The organism is Rhodopirellula sp. UBA1907 (assembly GCF_002337565.1).
Taxonomy (GTDB): domain Bacteria; phylum Planctomycetota; class Planctomycetia; order Pirellulales; family Pirellulaceae; genus Rhodopirellula; species Rhodopirellula europaea.
Map to the genome: position 1 here is coordinate 30,685 of NZ_DDGH01000056.1, position 20,201 is coordinate 50,885.

A 20,201-nucleotide genomic window follows, 5' to 3' on the forward strand; every position below is an offset into this window, starting at 1 on the left:
CCGATGTCGTCAGCAACAGCATTTGTGCGATCTGCCCGCCGGCGGAATCGCCCATGACGAAGAAACGCGTGGGATCGAGCCGAAGCGTTTGGCTGTTCTTTGCCAGATAGCGAACCGCATCCTTCGAGTCGATCACGCAGTCCCGCATCATCACACCACTGTTTGGCTTGCACAGCCGATAGTTCACCGACGCCACCGCGAATCCTTGCTGGAGCAGTTGCTCAAACACGGTTTTGAACGAACCTTTGGCGGCGCCCTGTTTGCTGCCTGCCGCCCATCCGCCTCCATGCGTGTACACGATCACGGGGCAGCGTTCATCGGTAGGCCGTTCGTCGGTTTGCTGTTCACTGGAGCCCAGTTTGGCCGGGTAGTAGAGGTCCAACAGCAGTTCTTTTTGCCCGACCGTTTTGTAAACGAGATCGAGCTTGCGTTCTCCGTCGGTGTCCAGAGTCGCCGTTCGTTCTTGGCTCAGTTCGTCGATCGAAAGTATCTTGTCCTGGTTGGTGTCGAGTTTTCGATAGCGGTTCCAGGCACGCGAATTTTCGTTCTGTTCCCAGGCTCCGTTGTCGTTCTTGTCAAACTTTTGCATCAGCCGCGTGGCAGCCGCTGTTTGGGCGGGAGGAGCGGCATCGGCCAGGGATGGCAAAAGGAACCAATGGCTGGCAACGAGCAGGATGGTTCCTGGGATGGGAAGGCGGATCACGGTGGGGCGTCTCCGGGTGAGATGACATGGGTACGGGGTTTACGACCGTCGTTTCATTTCTTCTTTCGTTTGGCCTCCTTGCTCATGAACGGTTGCTTGTTCTGAACCGAAACGTTTCGGTCGAACAGCGTGCTGTGTCGTTGGTAGTCGTTGTACTCCACCGCCTGCGATTTCCACTTCGCGAGCTCTTGCTCGTATCGCGTTCGCATCGCCTCCAGTACGTCCACGCTTGCTGGTTCAGTGGCCAGGTTCACCAGTTCCAACGGGTCGTTTTGCGTGTCGAACAATTCCTCGGATGGTTCCATTCGCTCGTCGCCGTACCACCAGTACGTGTACCTGTATTGCTTCGTCAGGCAACTCAGGCTGTGAGTGGGCAGCGGTCCGAACACGTTGATGAACGACATCTGTTCGTGGCCACCATCTTCTGGATCTTGCAGCAGTCCCAGCAGGCTTTTGCCGTCCATGTTGGATGGGATTGGAAGGCCTGCTAGTTCCAGCATGGTGGGAGCGAAATCGATGTTGCCGGTCAGTTGCTTGCAGCGGACTTGTTGTCCGTTGAGTGGGCTGCGTGGATCGTAGATCATCAGCGGAACACGGGAAGATTCTTCCATCGGCAACACCTTGGAACCGTAGCCGTGTGAGCCGCAGATGTAACCGTTGTCACTGGTGTAGATCACAACGGTGTTGTCCGCCATGCCTTGAGCTTTCAGTTCGTCGCGAATCATCCCGAGAGCGACGTCGATGGCATAAACCTGTTGATGGTACTTGGCCATTTCTCCGTCGTAGTCATCGTCATAGTGCCACTCGGTGAAGCGTGGGAATTGCCGACCGAGTTTGCTTTGTGGCGCGAGGTGCTTGCTGTATTCCCGTCCAAAGTTCAATGGTTTGGTGAACTGTTTTCCTGCGTAGACGTGATTGAACCGTGGGTCCGGGGTTGCCGGTTTGTGAGGTGCCTTGAAACTGATTGATAAACAGAACGGTTGGTCTTGCTTCGCCGCTTCACGGATGACGTCTTTGCCAAAGGCTGCGTAAGAAAGTGTCGAGTGGGGATACTGCTTGGCAAACTTGCGCATCGACTTGTTCTGTGCCGTCGCGTAACTCGTTTGGCCTGGCCCGCCGCCCCAGAAGTCGAAGTCGTCTTCACACAAACCTTTGCCATCCACGACCAATCCGAACTTGCCGGCAAAGGCGGTGAGGTAACCCGCTTCGCGAAGGAGGACGGGATACGATTTGGCCCACACGTCTTGGCGCATGTTGCCGTGTTCGAAATTGCAACCGGTTTTGTATTCGTACATTCCAGTGAACACGTTGGCCCGGCTGGCCATGCAGATTGCCGTGGTGTTGTAGTGCTTGTCGAACAACACCCCGTCACGGGCAAGTTGATCCATGTTGGGCGTCAGGACGTCGTCGTTTCCATAGCAGCCAACGGAGTAGGTCGATTGGTCGTCGGCGAACAGGAAGACGATGTTGGGTGCCGCTTCGGCGTTGCTTTTTCCGCTTCGTTGGTCTGGTTGAGCGGACGCGGGAGTACAAAGAGTTCCGCAAACAATCGCGGTCGCAAGAAGAAGTGCTAGGAAGCGAATCATCGAAGCGTTTCTCGGTGAGGTTGGTGTGAGCATGTGCGATCGTTCGGTGCTGATGTCGGAGAAGCAATTGATAGCGGCAGGACGCGAGCCCTCCGGTGACGTGCCGGGCGGTTGGCGCCGCTCCGCTAAGAAGGACTCATTGAGGAACGGTTTCTTTATCTACAAGTCCGGCCTTGGAAACGTCCCAAGGCACGAAGCCAAGACGCAGTGCCGGGGAATCGGGACTCAGTCGGAAATCGCCGTTGGCGGGATCCACAAACAACGGATCAACGGCCCGGCTATGCGTGTCGACTCCGTCTTGCCTTTGCTTGTCCAACATTTGCTCACCCAGGGCGGGGTCGCTGGCGCAGTAGTAGATGTTGTGATCGGTGTCCGCGTCCTTGGAACGAGCCAAAGCCCTGCCTCGCCGATCCTCGTTCGTTCGTCCTTTCCCGGGCGGCAGTTCATCAATGAACGTGCAGGTGTCCGAGGACGAGTAGAAAATGTTTCGCTGGATCCTTGCCCCCGTGAGCGGGCCTTCGCGAACCGAGAGGTAGTAACCTCGAGGCGGAGCGATGATGTCGGCCACGATGTTGTTTTCAACACGCGTGTTCAACTTCATCAGGATGCCCTGCGAGGTGCACTTGTAGATCAGGTTCTCAGCGATCAGCGTGTCGCGTTGGCCACCATCGGTGCGAATCGCGGCTTGCATGATCATCGGGGCAACGAGGTGATGAACGAAGTTGCGGCGGATCACGTTTCCCGCACCTGCCCCACGAACGTAGATCGCGTTGCCGTCGCCGAGCATTTCCATCGCGTGATGAATCTCGTTGAGTTCAATGGTGTTGTCGTGCGTGTGCAGGTAGGGAAGCACGTCTTCCAGTTGAGGATTCTTGGGCAGTGATGCGATTTCATGCCGACGGATGGTTCGTCCGAGTTCTCTGCCTTGGCGTCGAAAGAAATCCGTCATGCAACCGGAGAGAATGATCCCGGTGTAGGGGGTGTTATGGACAAGGTTGTGCTTGACATGGTTTTGGCCGCTCTGCCAAAGCATCACGCCAGGCGAGTGCGAATGGATCCGACCGGTGTGATGAATGTGGTTGTTGAAGACCAGGTTTTCGCGATTGACGTCTTTGGTGCCGGGACCGTAACCGCACAACAGAATGCCAGCACCGCCGATGTGTTCGATCACGTTGCCAGCAATCGCGTTGTGTTGGCCGTGCAGGTCAACACGAATCGCGGATCCACCGCTGTGAGCAAAGTGGCATTGCTGGATTCTGCAATGTTCTGTTCCTCGCAACCGGACCAGCGCGTTGGCTTTGTCGTGCATGTCCCCAGTCGTGCTGCAATCCCGCATCGTCGGGAGCAATGCTGAACCGTTCGCCGTGCATGAAAGTCAGACCACGCAAGCAAAGGTTCGTCACTGGAATGTCTCGCGGGCCTTCTTTGTCAATCTTGCCTTCGATGCGGATCAGTTCCTTCAGCCTTGGGGCCAAGATTGGCGAATCGTTTCGCGGCCAAAGATAGAGTTTGCCAGTTTGAGTATTGAGAGCCCATTCGCCTGGCTCGTCGAGTTCCTCCAGGGCATTTTCCACCCAGCACGAGTTGGTTGTTTTGAGGAAGTGCAGCGGGTTCATCGCATAGGTCGCGTCGATCGACGTTCGGGCGATCTGCTTCTCCTCGTTCACGGATTCCAGCGGCAGGATGTTCACGATCCAAGCATGATGCGGGCGAACAACGATCTCGATGTCTTCGACGTTGGGCCAGTCCTTCAGGCGACCCGCCGGAAAATGCAGCTCGTCGCGACTGCCACCTTTTAGCGGAATGAACCCTTGAGATCGGGCTCGCGGGAGCATGCCTTCTGCATCAAAGAGTGTGTGGAACCGGCCGGAGGCGTCAGCGACCTGCACCTTGCCGAAAGCTTTATCCGGAAGACCGGGCGGGGCCGTCGTGACAGGTTGCCAGTCCGTGATTGCTTGGCCGGAACTGAACACCGGTGTTTCATCTGGGTAAGCCGCGTAGGTGACTTTGCCGTCACGGTGTCCTGAATCCTGCAGTCCGAAGACCACGGTTTCTGTCAGGCGATAGGTACCGCCACGAATCAGAACCAACGTATCGCTTGAATTGTTTTTGCCGGAGTGTCGGATTGCGTCACGAGCTCTGGCAATCGATGCAAACGGTCCGTCGGATTGGGAATCGTTTGGTTCTGCGAGCTTGCCGGACCAATTGTCACGACCTTTGGGGGAGACATAGAAATCGGCCGGTTCGGCGGCGCAGTAATCGCCGACTGCCACCGAGATCGTTAGCAGGACCAGGGCGAAGAATTGGAACGAGCTCAGCTTTGCTTTGCGATTCACTGGGGGAATTTCTCTTGGACTCTCGACAAACCGTTTTCGCCGGAACGCTTCGTGATCGTTCGGGTTTGCATGTCGGCCATGGGAGCGGTTTCGTGCCCCCTGATTGTTTGCGACAGCGACAAACAGGCAGTATAGTGGCCCGCAGTGCTGTGTTAGTGGCGTTGCACCTTTCACTTTGCGTCTTTTACTGGAACATGTGCGACACCCATGCCGACCGGCCCAACGGATACGAAGTGTGTGGCACTGCTGATCGAGTCCTCTCGCGCCTATGGTCGCGGGCTGCTGCGTGGGATCGCCGCTTATGCACAAGAGCAAGGTGATTGGTCGCTCCGACATCAGGAGATGACGATCAATGCGGATCCGCCCTCTTGGCTTTCGCGGTGGAAGGGCCACGGTGTGCTTGTTCGGGCTGAGACGCCGAAGATGATTGAAGCCATTCAGGATTTGGGTTTGCCGGTCATCGATCTCAGGTGTTGGCGATCAGCGGGGAAGATTCCCGGCTTTGATACCGAGCCCGCATCGGTTGTGAAGCTCGCCGTCGATCATTTGCGAGACCGTGGATACACCCAGTTTGGGTTCTGCGGTTTTGGAGGTGCAAACTACTCCGATCGTCGACTCTCCGAGATGCGGAAGTATGTCCGTTCTTTGGGGCATGACGTTGTTGCATACGAGTCACCCGGTCCAGTTCACGCGACAACCTTTGATGCCGAGCAGAGCGGGATGCTCGACGAGGATGGTTTGGGGCGATGGCTCAAATCGCTTGCAAAGCCCGTTGGCGTTTTGGCTTGCAACGACATCCGCGCGCAACAGTTGTTGAATGCGTGCCACGAATGCAACATTCATGTTCCCGATGAAATCGCCGTCGTTGGAGTCGACAACGACGACGTGATTTGTCCGTTGTGTTCTCCACCGCTGACGAGCGTCGAACCCAACACGGAGAAAATCGGGTACGAAGCGGCAGCGATGTTGGACCTGATGATGGCTGGCGAGAGCGTTCCTGCCAAACTGACCTGGGTACCGGCTCGGCGAATTGTCGTGCGCGGTTCGACCGATGCGATTCCTGTGGATGACGCTGAATTTACCAAGGCCTACCGCTTCATTCGCGAAAACGCTTGTCGAGGTGTGTCGGTGCAGGATGTCGCCGATGCGGTGCCAATGTCCCGGCGATCGCTCGAACGTCGGATGCGAACTTACTTGGATCAATCGCCTTCGGATCTGATCGCGTCCATTCGTTTGGCTCGGATCAAAGAGTTGCTCGAGACCACTTCGCAACCACTGAAGAAAATCGCCAGGCTCACCGGATTCAACTATGACGAGCACATGGCGAAGTTCTTTAAAAAGCTAACCGGTGTTCCTCCCGGTCACTACCGGCGGAAGCATCGTCTGGAATCAATCGCAGGCGATGACCTCAAACCATAGCGGTCTATTCCGCGGGCACTGGTTCATCGTAGCCCGCGTCTGAGTTGGTCGCCGCCAATTCGGCTTCGTACTTGGCCAAGTCGTCTGCGGTGGCACCGTCGGTGGCCAGAGGGTTTTGGTCGGACCCGCCACAACCGGACAGGACACAAGTGACCATCATCACAAGAGAGTATTTCAAAACTGAATTCATCGGTTGATTCTCGTTCGAGTTTGTTGTTTCAAAAAGGATGCTTCTGCCCGTCGTTGTAATGAAGTCGTTGCAATGAATACGGGCAGAAGAAACATGGAATCGTTCTGGCGTTGAAGCTGAGGCGTCAGAATTCTTCCGTTGTTTCTTTGGAAGCACGTGTTCCAAGAGCGCCCCACAATCCATAGGGACTCGCCGAGCCGGGCACATTGTTTTGCCAAATGTTTTGCGCATTTGAATTGCCGGCTTCGATGGAATCAGTCACGAACCGAACGGCACCATCACCCATCAAGACGTGAGCACCGCCTTGGTGCCGGCTGGAGACGGTTGCGACCAAGGTTGTCCCCAACGCGTTGTACCGACCACATGCTTCTCGGTTGGGAGGCAAAATCGTGAGGACGCCTGACATCAACGGCAGGTAGTCGGCCCAGCGGTGGCCGCGAGCAAAGTTGCGGCGGTTTTGTTGTTGGAACTCCGGCAGCCAGAATTGCGGCCGCTCAGGGTCAACGTAGCCGCGGTCGGTGCAGATGTTGGGGTTGCGACGCAAGGCGGCGAGGCCAAAGGGACCCGAGTTGCCACCGTTGGTCGCGACGCTGTTGCCTCGCTTATCACCGTCTTGCAATGCCGTGATCATCTCGCCCATCGCGATGGTATTGGACAAACCGTCGAGCGTGTCACGGAACTTGGAAACTTGCAAAGGCATGAAGAATCCGCGGTGTGCATCGCGGGCTTGCCGTGCGCGACCGTTGGTGATTGTTGTCCGGTTGTTGTTATAGGGTCCGTAGTGCAATTGCCAAATTGAATCACCCATGCACGCACCATAGTTGGTCCGTCCCAACGCGGGCAAACCACGACCAGGATCGCTCGGGCAACGGAAGGTTGGGATCTCGTTGACCCAAGGCATGTACTGAATTTGATCTGGGGTGGGGCCCATCGCAGGCCACGGCGGCGACTGAACTGCGCCGTCGGTGCGTTGGGTGCTGGGGTTGGAGATCTGTTCCCATAAACCTTGTTGTTCAATGTATGGCAACATCGGAACCAAGGCACTCAAACGCATGCGGTTGCCCGTGGTGGATGTTTTGTACCAGGCATCCGGCGGCTCCGGGTTTGTTCCCGCACCGTGTGTGGGCATTTGGTTGAAGGCGGAATGGTAATTGTGAATTGCCAATCCCATCTGTTTGAAGTTGTTGCTGCAACTCATTCGCCGTGCGGCTTCGCGGGCAGCTTGCACCGCGGGAAGAAGCAATCCGACGAGTACGCCGATGATTGCGATGACGACGAGGAGTTCAACCAAGGTGAAACCGCGTCGTTGCCTTGAGTACGTCATAATGGTCCCCATTTTAAATGCGCTCAATGAATAGCAGTCATCCAATTTCCGAACGACGAAAACGCATGGGCTTGATAAGACCGTGCAAGCTTTCGCATCTTCGATTGTTAGGTCGAATGACCTTCGACGAATGCCGATGACTGATGGGCTGTCTTTGAAACCTATCGATTGTGGAACCGACAAACAATGAATTTCCACGGCCGTCTTATGTCATTTTGCGACTGGCAGCGGTGGGTTGCTGCGCGATATGGGTAATTAGCGTTGGGTTGTCCGCCGATAACGATCGGTTGGTTTTCCAGTGGGTGCGCCTGGTTGGGCTGCTGACTCGACGGTTGAACGCTGTTGGTTTCCGACGATGGCAGAGGCAAAGCATCAACCAGCTGCGGCGTCTATTCTTTGATTCGCAACCGGAGAGTTTGAGTGGATGCAGCGTTCGAGTGGATGCACCGTTCGGTTGGATCCAGCGTTCAAATGGATAAGGTGCGACGGGGCAGGTCGTGTTCAATCGAGATGGACATTGTCTCGTTGGCGACTGACTCATTGTTGACGTGGCGGTTGAAGTTTGGGCTGGATTGCTGGGGCGGCAATCATTGAGATCCGCATGATTCGCAGGTCAGCAACGTGCTCGCGGAAACAATTGCATTGGCTGGATGCACGCAGTTGTGCCTGGCTCGCGATTGTTCTCGTCTGGTTTGTGGCTGAGACGAGCGGAGGGTGCGCGCTGAATTCGTCTACATTGTGTCGAGACGGTCGCATTTTGCGTGCTCACGAGGTGTCCGCTCATCAGCAGCGTGTGCTGACGCCAGTGGTCGCGACACTTTCTGCGCAATACGACCGGGAGAGGAAGTAATCGTTGAGCGATTGGATTGACGGCATCTCGAGGGGCGGATTCAATTTACGCACCATGAATGGACGCTGAACAAGTTTTGCATAGGCGGATATGCAGACGTAACATCAGAACTGAACGAGCGTTGAGCGAATGACGGACCCGGATTCTCCTTTGATTGTTGGCGTGGGAGCGTCCGCGGCAGGCCAGGAAGCGTTCAGATTGCTAGCGGAAGCGTCATCGCGAATTGTTTGGATCGTTGACCGCGACGGAAAGTTTGTTGAGGACTCGCCCAGTTGGCGTGCTTTCACTGGCCAAACACTCGATCATTTGCCGAGAGCGCAGTGGCTCGATGCTGTCCATCCCGAGGACCGTCAATCAGCGGCTGAGGCCCTGAACAATTCGGCTCGCGAGGGCGTCGCTGCGATCGAGTTTCGGCTGCGACGGGAAGATGGAGCGTACACCGGCGTGCAAGTTCAGGCGGTGCCTCAATGCCAAGCCGATGGTTCGATCGCTTGCTGGGTCTTGATGAGCTCCGCCATCGATGATCCCAAGACTTCTCGCTCGAAAGAGACTCATCACTCGGAAGCTGCCGAGCGGGAGGCACATCTGCGGCGAGTCATCAATCACCAACTCGGGTTGGTTGGCGTGATCGATCGAGATGGGATTTTGGTCGAGGTCGATGATCGAAGTTTGGAGATTGCCAAAGTTTCTCGCGAGGACGTGATTGGGAAACACTTTGCCGATGCGCCGTGGTGGACCTATGACCCAAGGGTTGCCGACAAAGTCAGAGACGCGATGCAGCGAGCGTATGCAGGCGAGGTCGTCCGATTCGATGTCTCGTTGTTTGCGTACGGTGAGGAAGGTGTCCGCATCGACTTCATGATCGCACCGGTGATGAACGACGATGGCGAAGTCGAGTTTCTGATTCCATCCGGGACTGACATTCGTGACCGGCATCGAGCGGAAGTCGAGCTGCGAAAGAGTGAGCGGCTCGTGCGCACGATCGCTGAGAACTCGACCCAGGGCTTGGTGATGATGGATGCCACCGGTCACGTGATCTATTGCAACCAAGCGTTGCTCGACATGACTGGTTTTGATGAGGAGGAAATTCGATCAGCACCGCTTCATGATTTGATCCACCATCATTATCCCGATGGTCGTCCGTATCCGATGTCGGAGTGCCCGATCGACCGAGCGCTGCCGGAGGACTTTTCTGTTCGCGCCCATGAGGATCTGTTCTTTCGAAAAGATGGCAGCTCGTTTCCGGTTGTCTGTGCCGCGAGTCCGATCTTTGAGGATGGCAAACCCGTTTCGACTGTGATCGAGGTTCGTGACACGACTGTTCAGAAGGCCCACGAAGTTGAGCTCAAACGTGCGTCCGCTCGGCTGGATAAATCCTTGGCGTTCGCCGGCATTGCCGCATGGGGTTGGGACAGCAATCAGCAGCGTCTGATTCTTGACGGTCCGCTCAGGCGGATGTGGGGTTTCGACGACGAGCAAGATGTCACGCTTGATGACTTTGCCAAGCGAATCTCACCGAACCATCGAGATCGCGTGATTGGATCGATCACGAATGCGATGAAGAACTTCTCGAGTTATCGCGAAGAGTACACGATTGATTTGCCATCCGGGAATCAACGTTGGATTCGGGCGATCGGGCAAGTCGTCGCTGACGGGAATGGGGGCATCGCTGACTTCTTCGGTGTCACGATGGATGTCACCGTCGATCTGCGACGGCAAGTCAAAGCTCGTGTGCGTTCGGAGTTGCTGGAACAACTCAGTGAGTTGACGGATCCGGAAGCGATCATGCAGCTCGCGACGCAGCGGATTCGAAAACACTTCTCCGCGTCACGTTGCTACTTGGCCTACATTCGACTGGACGCTCAGACGACGGAAGTCTTCCACGAATCGCACGACGAGCATCTGGCACCAATCGTCGGGACTCATCAGATCAAGGATTTCCTGAGTGATGATGAGATGCGAGAAATTGAATCCGGCAAACCGACCCGAATTGATGACATCAGCCATTCGGGGCGAAGTGCCGAGAAGATTCAACAATTTGCAGACCTGGGAATCGCGGCGGTAACACAGGGTTCCTTCGAAGCGACGAAGATTTTGCATCGGACGTTGTTCATCACTAAAGACAAACCGTATCGATGGCGTGATGATGAGGTTCGCTTCTTAGACAACTTGACCGAGATGGTTTATTTGCGAATCGAGCGAGCGGAATCGCAACTCGAACTCGAACAAGCTCGGGCGGTTGCTGAAGCGGCAAGCCAATCCAAGAGTGCTTTTGTTGCGAATATGTCGCACGAGATTCGGACACCGATGACGGCGATCTTGGGATACGCCGATTTGGTTCGGGACATGATCGAGGATCCGCAAGCGAGCGAGCACCTGGAAACGATCCGGCGCAACGGCGACTACTTGTTGGAAATCATCAACGACATATTGGATTTGTCGAAGATCGAAGCCGGCAAACTGGAAGTCCATCGCGAACGATTTGAACCCGCTCGACTGATCGAAGACGTCCGCAGCATCATGGAGGTGCGTGCGAAAGAAAGCGACCTTTCGTTGGACGTTCAGTACATCGGTCTGTTGCCCAAGCTGATCGAATCCGATGGCAAACGATTGAAGCAGATTCTGATCAACTTGGTTGGCAACGCGATCAAGTTCACGCCAAAGGGTCGGGTGCAAATCCGAGTTCGATTCAACAAGTTGTTGCACATCGATATCGTTGACACCGGCATCGGGATGAGTGACGAACAACAGAAACGTTTGTTCAAACCGTTTTCGCAAGGTGACGCCAGCGTGACGCGGACCTTCGGCGGAACGGGCTTGGGGCTGGCGATCAGCAAACGGCTGACCGAGATGCTCGGCGGAACGATCATTGCGAGCAGCACGGAAGGCGTCGGTAGCACGTTCACCGTGTCGGTCGCCGTGGGCGATTTGGCGGATGTCGCGATGGTAGACTATTCGCACGCATTTGACGTGGATCACGACGAAATGTCGTCCAGATCGAACGCGGGAACCTCGGGAACTGGCGGCAACCGGTTGGCGGGCGTGCAGAAACCGTTACGTTGCCATGTGCTCGTGGTCGACGATCGTCATGACATTCGTTTTCTCAGCCGAGCGTTGCTCACCAAGGCGGGGGCAACGGTGGACGAGTGTGAGGACGGACAACTCGCGGTTGATTACATGACGGACCGCTTGAACAATGACGACTGTCCAGATTTGATCCTTCTGGACATGCAAATGCCCAACCTGGACGGATACGAAACTGCTCGGACGCTTCGCAGGATGGGTTATTCGGGATGGATCATTGCGCTTACCGCCGATGCCATGCAGGGTGACATGAACGAATGCTTGGAAGCGGGGTGCAATGATTACCTCTCAAAACCGATCGACGCGAATCGAATGATTGGATTGATCGCCCAATTCACAGAGCCGAATTCAGGCTCGGTTGAAAGCAAAGGCAACTGACGACATGACGACGCAAAACTCACCTTCGAAAATCAGCACCGGCAACCCGCCACTGGATGATATCCTGCACGGGGGACTGACCGCCGATCGGCTGTACTTGGTCGAGGGAATGCCCGGCACCGGCAAGACAACGCTCGCGTTGCAATTCCTGCTGGAAGGTGCCCGCAAAGGTGAGAACGGGTTGTACGTCACGCTCTCGGAAACCAAGCAAGAGCTCGAGGGAGTCGCGGAGTCGCATGGTTGGTCGCTCGACAACATCGACATCTATGAATTGATCGATACGAAGGCGACTGAAGATGCGCGTTTGCAGTACACGATGTTCGAGCCATCCGAGATCGAACTCAGCACCACGGTCGACGGCGTTTTAGAACGCGTCAGAGAGCTGCAGCCCACCCGAGTCGTTTTTGACTCGCTGTCCGAGATGCGTTTGTTGTCGCAAGGTTCACTGCGATATCGCCGACAGATTCTTGCTCTCAAACAGTTCTTTGTTGGCCGAGGTTGCACGGTTCTATTGCTGGACGACTATTCGGGGTTGGATGATCAGCATTTGCAAAGCATCGCTCATGGAGTCATCCGGCTGGAACATCTGTTGTCAGACTACGGTGGCGAAAGACGACGGCTGCGGATCTTGAAACATCGCGGCACCAGCTTCATCGGCGGTGCCCATGATCTGAGAATCGTTCGCGGTGGACTGAAGGTCTTCCCGCGAGAAGCATCGGACCAACCCATCGAAGCTGTTGAAACGCACTTGGTGGACAGCGGCATCAAAGAATTTGATGAGTTGCTCGGCGGCGGATTGAACGCGGGAACCAGTGCGTTGTTGTTGGGACCGGCGGGTGTTGGAAAATCATCGATGGCGTTGCAATTCGCGATTGCGGCAGCGGAGCGAAACGAACGAGCGGTGTTGTTCCAATTCGAGGAAAGTATGCAGTCATTGTTCGTACGTGCCAAAGGGCTCGGGTTTGATCTGCAGAAGCGTGTCGACGATGGATTGATCCAAGTCATCAACTTGGTTCCTGGCGAAATCACCCCCAGCGAATTCGCGTGTTTGGTACGCGAGTCGGTTCAAATTGACGACCAAGGCCGCCGGGTCGGTATCGTTGCCATCGACAGCGTCAATGGCTATCTGAACGCGATGCCTCATGAGAAGTTTCTCATCATTCAGATGCATGAAATGCTGCAGTACCTCGGCAAACGCGGCATCCTGACGTTGGTTGTCGTCGCGCAGCACGGAATGTTGGGGCAGGCGATGGCAACCCCAGTCGACACCAGCTACTTGGCTGATTCGGTGGTGCTGTTCCGCTACTTCGAAGCCGATGGACAAATTCGGCAAGCGATCTCCGTCATCAAGAAACGCACCGGGCGGCATGAACGGACGATCCGTGAATTCAAACTCAGCGACAAAGGTATCGAGATCGGTCCACCTCTGACCAAGTTCCGTGGCATTCTGACGGGGGTGCCTGAGTTCAAAGGCGAGAACGATTCGTTGATCGAGAGAGCCGACAGGGAAGGTCGTCCGAGCTGATGGAGTCATTACGAAAAGCAGTGATCGAGGATGAATTGGGGGATTCCACCTCGGATCAAGACCGCAACAATCAACGTGTCGTCGCGTTCGCGCCCACGCAGCAGGACGCCAAACTGTGTGCCAAGATCCTGGCGGAATACGATGTCGCCGTTTGTTGCTGCGAAACGATCGAAGGATTCGCCAGCACGATCCTCGAAGGTGCCGGCATTGCATTGATCGCGCAGGAACACCTGACTGATTCAGCCATTGCGGCTTTGAAAACTTCGCTCGCTCGGCAACCCAAGTGGTCCGAGGTGCCGATTCTGGTGCTTCTGCAAGCCGGCGATCCCGATTCACAACTCTTGCAGCGGATCCTCTCGCTGGAACACGTCACGTTGATCAATCGACCGCTGCGGATCGCGGTCTTCATCAACACGGTGCGGGCCAAATTGCGAGACCGCATGCGGCAGTTCGAGGTGCGAGATCTGCTGCTCGAGAAAGATCGAGCCCAGACCAGCCTTCGCCGAGAGGCCCGCCGATTGGACATGGCGATTCAGGCCGGCGGTATGGCGCCTTGGGAGTGGAGCAAGACGCACGTTTATTGGTCTGACGCTTTTCGGCGTTTGCACGGGTTCGGCAAGAACGTTCAGCCGAGTGAGTCGGCGATGTTCGGATCGATTGTGGAATCGGAACGCGAACAAATTGCGAATCACTGGGCTGAGGCGATTGAGAAGAACGTTCCTTTCCGATCGGAGTTTCGAATCAACCACCCGAAACTTGGTGAGCGATGGTTGGTGGCCGTCGGCGAACCGGTCAAGGGAAAGTCCGGAAAGACGTTGCGTTACACGGGTTTGCAGTGGGATATCACGGAACGCAAAACCGCCGAAATGGAACTGCGTCAGTCACACGAAACGTTTCAGCGGCTGATCAACGACAACCCGCAAGGTTTGTATGTTGTCGACGCAGATTTTCGAATGCGTTACGTCAGTGCCGGAGCAAGAAAGGTATTTATCAATGCGGAGCCATTGATTGGCAGACCGTTCGAAGAGGTCATGAGAACGATCTGGCCAAACGAGTTCGTCGAGGAAGCGATTCGAGTGTTTCGGCACACTCTCGAAACCGGCGAGCCTTACGTTGCGCCACCGTTGGTGGAACAGAGAGTCGATACCAGCGAGACCGAGGCCTATGATTGGTCAGTCGAGCGAATCGTGTTGCCGGACAGCCGCCATGGCGTGGTTTGTCATTTCTACAACAACACGCAGCGTCAGTTGTCGGTGGATTTGCTTCGCGAAAGTGAGCGGTACTTTCGTGAGATCGCGGACGCTTCGCCTGCGATGCTGTGGGTGACTGACGAAAACCACATGTGCACGTTCCTGTCCAAGAACTGGTACGACACGACCGGCCAAACTCAGGAAGAAGGGATGGGCCTCGGCTGGACGAATGCGTCTCATCCCGACGACCACGCACGTGCTCGCAAGGAGTTTTTGACCGCAGCGGAAGCCCGTGAGCCGTTCTGGTCAGAGTTCCGTTTGCGAATGGCCGATGGCAGATACCGGTGGGTCGTTGATGTCGGGCGACCACGTTTCAATTCGGATGGCGTTTTCGTCGGCTACACCGGTTATGTCATCGACGTGGATGATCGAAAGGCGTTTGAGCAATCACTCGAACAAGCCAAGGTGGTGGCCGAAAATGCGAACCGATCCCGTGGCGAATTCCTGGCGAACATGTCGCACGAGATTCGGACGCCGATGGCCGCGATCCTCGGTCATGCGGATATCCTGAAGGACCATTTGAAGGATCCGGACAACATTCAGGTGGTCGAAACAATCCGCCGGAACGGGAACTTCTTGTTGAACATCATCAACGACATCTTGGATTTGTCCAAGATTGATTCGGGCAAGATGCAATTGGAAACCGACCGAGTTCGGCCCGATGGTTTGTTGGCGGAGGTCCGCTCGTTGATGGATGTTCGAGCGTCTGAAAAACATCTGCCACTGAAGATTGAGTTCGACGGTCCGATCCCGGATCTGATCGAAACCGATGCGGTTCGACTTCGGCAAGTTCTGTTGAATCTGGTCGGCAACGCGATCAAATTCACGGACAGCGGCGAAGTGAAAATTCTGGTGTGCTACGACGGCCCCGGAACGCGTGCTGAAGAGATTGATGAATCGAATTCACAATCGCCGCCCGCCGGCACTTGCCGATTGATCTTCCAGATTGTCGACACGGGAATTGGAATCAAACCGGAAGATCAAGCGTCGTTGTTTGAACCGTTTGTTCAAGCGGACAGCACATCGACGCGTTCCTTTGGCGGGACCGGATTGGGACTGGCAATTTGTCGCCGCCTAGCACACGCATTGGGCGGAGACGTATCGGTCGAAAGCACCTATGGAAAGGGCAGCACGTTCACCTTGACGATCGAAGCGGTGTCGTCGGGACGGTTGGTGGAGCCAAACCTGTTGATCGATGTTTCTTCTGAAAAGGTCAAAGAAGAGATTCGAATCTCGGCGAATATCTTGGTGGTCGATGACCGTCGTGATATTCGCTATCTGGCTCAGCATTTCATCGAGAAAGCTGGCGGGACGGTCATCACAGCGACCAATGGCCAAGAGGCAATCGACACCATTTTTGCCGAGCCGAGAGCCGCGATTGATTTGATCGTGATGGACATGCAGATGCCAGTCTTGGACGGGTACGATGCCACGGCGGAACTTCGTCGTCGCGGTTGCGAGCTGCCCGTTATTGCGCTGACGGCCAATGCGATGAAGAGCGATCGCGACGAATGCTTGGCGGCCGGCTGCACCGACTACACGACCAAGCCGCTGGACAGTCAAAAACTGATCGCGATGATCGATCGGTTGCTGAAGTCGTAGCATCTGCTTCGTTGAACGGGGCGGTTCGACCAAACCCAATTCTGCTCAAGAGACAAAATCTCGCGATGGCTTGGGCTTTGCTATCTGACCGAGCAGAGATCGAAAGGATGTGACTCAAACGAGAGCACCTGGAAGAACATCCATGACGATGCGAGTAGCGTAGTCGACTGAGGCCCTCAGTCGACAAAGAAGAAGCGATGGCCATGTTGATGGCCGTCCAGTCGGACTTGATTCCAGAGGATCTGGTTGATCGACGAGTTGAGCCGACTCAAGGCCTGAGTCGGCTACCGGGCTGTTAATTTAGTCATATGCCGAATGACAACAATGAGCCGTTGGGCGTTAGCCCCGGTTGGCGTCTGATAGCCGCCGCGAACGCGGTACGACTCATTCAATCAACAGGCCGCTACATGTTAAGTGGCTTCCAGCTTTTTATACCCCACATCTCGAAACACCAAAGATTAGTGTCCGATCAGAGTGGATTAGTGTTCCGCCAGAGCGGCCAAGGGAACACTAATCTCCGCTGATCGAACACTAATGATCCCTGGACCAGGGATGTTTGGCTTCAAAACGCCTGTATTCCCAACGCAAGCGGCTCCCAAAAGGTGTGGGGTACAAAAAGGCTTCCAGTCTGTCATGCAGCACAAACCTGAAGAGCGCATCACCCTGCACATCGTGTAAATCCTTTCGAAACCACCGCTCAGCGAATGCGACGAACCAAGCAATTCGAGGAAGACCGGTTTGCTGATTCGTCCTGCTCGCCAATCCAACACATTCCCTTGTGAGTCGCAAACGATGGTGACCGGCGGACCTTGAACGGCGTAAGCCGCCATGACCTCCGCGTTTTCCGGATCGCCCACGTCGATTGCTACCGGAACAAACTCCGCATTGACCAATTCTTTCACCTGTGAATCGGCCCAAACTTGGCGTTTCATGACGCGGCAGGGAACACACCAGTTGGCAGTGAAATAGAGCAGAATCGGTTTGTCAGCCTTGGCTGCTTGCTGCTTGGCCGAGGCGTAGTCCGTTGCCCAAGCGATCTCGTTCGCGGGAACGTAGAAGCAATGCCAAGCATAGCCCAGCGACACCACAAGAAATATCAGCCAGAAGCAACGCCAAAACTGAAACAGGGGCTTTGGCTGCGGGCGTGGATCCATCGATTCAATGGGCGGAAGGTCAGATTCGGTGTCGTTCATGATTGTTCTCGATTGACGGTCGGGTAAGTCCTCTACCTGACCCCCGCCATTTCTCTTCGCTGCCCGACACCGATTTGCAAAAAAGATCTTTCGCCCACGGCGGGTCCAGATCCGCCCGAAGTCCAGCGAACAAAGCTTCTCCGCTCCCCGCCCATTTTCGATGGAGAATCATGGGCGAATCGGAAGCAGGCAACGAGACTTGAAGCATCGTTCCGCCGTGGCTGTCCAAAACTCGGTACACCGGTGTCGGCCACCGGTGCTCATTAGCGGGGCGGCCCAAACTCGGTGGGGGATAGGTGAGTCAGAATGAACTTGTGTTACTGCAAGTACCTTCGCGGTGTATGATCCCTGTTCAAATCACGTTTTCTAACCTTACCGCTAAACAAGTCCGTATCGCCTTGAGTCAATTTGCGAATGTTAGTTACTGTTCTTCCGTTTCGCGTGGTGCTTACGAGCTGCCTGGTGGCCACGATGATCGCGATATCACCCAGCTCTCTTAGTGCGGTTGGCCCTTCGAAGGTAACGGGTGCTTGGGTCATGTCAGTCGACTCACCCCAGTCGCCCGACTCGATTGGTCTCGAAGTTGTGCACCGGTCAGACGCCTGGAGCGTGACTCTGCGAAGCAATGCTGGTGTCGTGACGACCAGTCTTGTGAACCTAGAAGAAGACATCCTGAGTTTTCAATACGGAGTCAAACCTTTTGACGCACGGGTTGAGCTGACGGTAGCTGGTGAATCGATGAGTGGATCGGTAGTCACCGGTGAGGGCGAAACGCGACATCGGCGATCAATCTCTGCGCACCGTGCCACGTTGACCGACGAAGACTCGGCGTTAAAGCAGAATGCCGAATCCAAAAGAGCAGTGGAGCAAGCTCGGGAGTTCATGGGTGCCTGGGAACTATCCCTGCGAAGAATAAGTGCCGAGCCGGACGATCCAATTTCAATGGGAATGGTTGTGGCAGATCTCGATGGGAAGCTCATCGTGGGCCACAGTCGATTCAGTATGAAGGGACCTCAAAAAAGAGTCGACGACGTTCAGATCACCAATGACGGACTTCGTTGGGCTCTCGATGGCGATGTGTTCGGGCCACTGAATGTCAATTTAGCAGCGGATGGCGACGCGCTCCGTGTTAACATCAATTCCGGTCAGCAACCACTATTGACGGGAACGGCGATCCACAAGCCCAACGCTAGCGATGTCGCCGTCGATCGCGCACAGTTGATTCAAAATCCGGGCACCGAAGTCGTTGGCGTGATCGGTGAACAAGCCCGAGTTGTCGAAGTAGATGGTGATGTGCTCGTCATTCGACAAGGGGAAGTCGTATCGCGGATCCTCAAGGGCGATCCGCTGCTGCTTCTTTTTGAGTGGTTCCGACTTCCCCAAAAATCGCATTTGATCTCCGCCAAATCAAACATCGCGTGGTCCGTCACTGGCTCAAAGATTCAGAGCTGGGATATCCGTAACTCACAGCATCCCTCGGCACTCGGGAACTGCGACGTGCCCGGCAATCCACCCAAGCTTGCTCACCGGGCAGGAGACTTGGTGTTTGCCACCAACTGGAACGGCCGTGCTGATACCCAGCAAGTGCAGGTGGTCGACGTTTCGGATCCGGGCAATCCAATTCTGGTTGCCTCGCACAGTACACCCAAGGGCGCTACCAACTACGACCTCACCGTATCGGGATCAACACTCTATCTGGCAAACGCATATGGACTTCGTATTACCGACGTAACGAATCAACGAGCTCCTGTTCTGCGAGGGATTTTTGAGGGCCGCGGTAGATGGGTACGTGGAGTCGACGTTGTCGGGTCAACCGCTTACATCGCAACTTCGATGCACGGTGGGGCCTCCTGGTTGCAGGTCGTCGATGTCTCCGACCCAACCGCCCCCGTGCAGACGGGCATCTACCGATCGACCGGCGGATCCCAGGACGTCTCCGTCTCCGGCGATTTGGCGGTCGTTGCTGATCGCGCCGCTGGCATTGTCGTGCTTGACGTTTCGGATCCGCAGAACGTGCGGCGTGTCGGTTATTCCCGAACGATCGGGCATGCAAAGAAGGTGGACATCTTCGGAGAGCTGGCGTTTGTGGCCGATGGCGTTTTCGGACTGAAAGCACTGCACGTGATTCGTTACACGGAACAGGTCGAGTGAACCGAGGAGACTTGGAGCATCGGAACCGTTGCAGTTCGCATTCCTTCCGAGTCGGACAACAGCCGGTCAAAGGGAGTAGCTTCGATTGACGACTGGCTTGTGGAGTCGCCCTCTAAAGCGTGTACCCCAGCCGCTGTTGGGCACTTCCATGGTCGCGCTTTCCGCGCAGCAGTTGGACAAACTTCAGCGTCTAACAATAGGGCAGCAAACTGCAATCGGTGTTAGACGCCGGTGCGGGCGAGATCACGTGGGTTTGGGAGCGGAGGTGTGTTTGGCCGATGCGGATCTGGGGGAATCGGAATCCGCCGGACCTGATGCAACTCCGCAAGATGAAAATGCTCTCACGACATCCAAACCGAAACGATGATGAACAGGAGAGCAGCGAGGGCGAATGTGAACAGGAGCCCTCCACAGCCAATGGAACTGTCGGATCCGCTCACATCGCCGAAAAGATCGAAGTCGTCTAGCAAGGTGCGGACTCATTGGTGGAGGGAGCGAAAGGCCGATGTCAGTGAAGGCCATTTTATTTTAGCCCTCCACAGGTCGGCAGGAGTCTTTCGGCATTTGAAATGTCTTAAGCGTGGTTGCTTCATCCCGGTAGGGATGTCAG

Annotated in this window: 10 protein-coding genes and 1 pseudogene; 5 read left to right on the plus strand and 6 right to left on the minus strand. The window is 55.5% G+C overall.

Annotation, left to right across the window (positions count from 1 at the left end; all coding sequences use genetic code 11):
- The 3 genes and pseudogenes from B2R17_RS12430 to B2R17_RS12440 form a co-directional block, all read right to left on the minus strand.
- Positions 1-703, minus strand: a 703-nt coding sequence (locus B2R17_RS12430; RefSeq protein ID WP_286764243.1) for an alpha/beta hydrolase, incomplete at its 3' end; no start/stop codon positions are given.
- A gap of 53 nt (positions 704-756) precedes the next feature.
- Entirely contained in the window at positions 757-2,289 is a 1,533-nt protein-coding gene (locus tag B2R17_RS12435) for a sulfatase family protein (protein ID WP_286764244.1), read from the minus strand.
- Between the two features lie 136 nt (positions 2,290-2,425).
- A pseudogene (locus tag B2R17_RS12440) lies at positions 2,426-4,625 on the minus strand (right-handed parallel beta-helix repeat-containing protein).
- A gap of 207 nt (positions 4,626-4,832) precedes the next feature.
- Here B2R17_RS12440 and B2R17_RS12445 point away from each other — a divergent pair.
- Positions 4,833-6,044, plus strand: a complete 1,212-nt coding sequence (locus B2R17_RS12445; RefSeq protein ID WP_286764245.1) for a xylose operon transcription regulator XylR — start codon at positions 4,833-4,835, stop codon at positions 6,042-6,044.
- Positions 6,045-6,048: 4 nt separating this feature from the next.
- Here the strand turns inward: B2R17_RS12445 and B2R17_RS12450 are convergent, their stop codons facing one another.
- The gene (locus B2R17_RS12450; RefSeq protein WP_286764246.1) at positions 6,049-6,234 is read right to left on the minus strand and encodes a hypothetical protein; all 186 of its coding nucleotides are present in this window, start codon (positions 6,232-6,234) and stop codon (positions 6,049-6,051) included.
- Positions 6,235-6,358: 124 nt separating this feature from the next.
- A complete protein-coding gene (locus B2R17_RS12455) occupies positions 6,359-7,558 on the minus strand; it encodes a DUF1559 domain-containing protein (protein ID WP_286764252.1) in 1,200 nt (399 codons plus the stop codon).
- 979 nt (positions 7,559-8,537) lie between these two features.
- Between B2R17_RS12455 and B2R17_RS12460 the strand changes: the two genes are divergently transcribed.
- Genes B2R17_RS12460 through B2R17_RS12470 form a run of 3 tightly spaced genes read left to right on the plus strand, consistent with a single transcriptional unit; the run spans position 8,538 to position 16,247 of the window.
- Entirely contained in the window at positions 8,538-11,870 is a 3,333-nt protein-coding gene (locus B2R17_RS12460) for a PAS domain S-box protein (RefSeq protein WP_286764247.1), read from the plus strand.
- 4 nt (positions 11,871-11,874) lie between these two features.
- Positions 11,875-13,395, plus strand: coding sequence for an ATPase domain-containing protein (locus B2R17_RS12465; protein ID WP_286764248.1), 1,521 nt, complete (start codon positions 11,875-11,877; stop codon positions 13,393-13,395).
- Entirely contained in the window at positions 13,395-16,247 is a 2,853-nt protein-coding gene (locus B2R17_RS12470; protein ID WP_286764249.1) for a PAS domain S-box protein, read from the plus strand. The genes B2R17_RS12465 and B2R17_RS12470 overlap by 1 nt, the downstream gene beginning before the upstream one ends.
- 479 nt (positions 16,248-16,726) lie before the next feature.
- Here B2R17_RS12470 and B2R17_RS12475 read toward each other — a convergent pair whose 3' ends face one another.
- Positions 16,727-17,440 carry a thioredoxin family protein gene (locus B2R17_RS12475; protein ID WP_286764250.1) on the minus strand — a complete coding sequence of 238 codons (714 nt, stop codon included), beginning with the start codon at positions 17,438-17,440 and terminating at the stop codon, positions 16,727-16,729.
- 636 nt (positions 17,441-18,076) lie between these two features.
- On the opposite strand from B2R17_RS12475, the gene B2R17_RS12480 reads away from it, so the two are divergent.
- The gene (locus tag B2R17_RS12480; protein ID WP_286764251.1) at positions 18,077-19,591 is read left to right on the plus strand and encodes an LVIVD repeat-containing protein; all 1,515 of its coding nucleotides are present in this window, start codon (positions 18,077-18,079) and stop codon (positions 19,589-19,591) included.
- The last annotated feature ends 610 nt before the right edge of the window (positions 19,592-20,201 follow it).

Bases quoted from the DNA above. Each gene is read 5' to 3' on its own strand.
- B2R17_RS12435 (WP_286764244.1), bottom strand. From the start codon at position 2,289: ATGATTCGCTTCCTAGCACTTCTTCTTGCGACCGCGATTGTTTGCGGA.
- B2R17_RS12445 (WP_286764245.1), top strand. From the start codon at position 4,833: ATGCCGACCGGCCCAACGGATACGAAGTGTGTGGCACTGCTGATCGAG.
- B2R17_RS12450 (WP_286764246.1), bottom strand. From the start codon at position 6,234: ATGAATTCAGTTTTGAAATACTCTCTTGTGATGATGGTCACTTGTGTC.
- B2R17_RS12455 (WP_286764252.1), bottom strand. From the start codon at position 7,558: ATGACGTACTCAAGGCAACGACGCGGTTTCACCTTGGTTGAACTCCTC.
- B2R17_RS12460 (WP_286764247.1), top strand. From the start codon at position 8,538: ATGACGGACCCGGATTCTCCTTTGATTGTTGGCGTGGGAGCGTCCGCG.
- B2R17_RS12465 (WP_286764248.1), top strand. From the start codon at position 11,875: ATGACGACGCAAAACTCACCTTCGAAAATCAGCACCGGCAACCCGCCA.
- B2R17_RS12470 (WP_286764249.1), top strand. From the start codon at position 13,395: ATGGAGTCATTACGAAAAGCAGTGATCGAGGATGAATTGGGGGATTCC.
- B2R17_RS12475 (WP_286764250.1), bottom strand. From the start codon at position 17,440: ATGAACGACACCGAATCTGACCTTCCGCCCATTGAATCGATGGATCCA.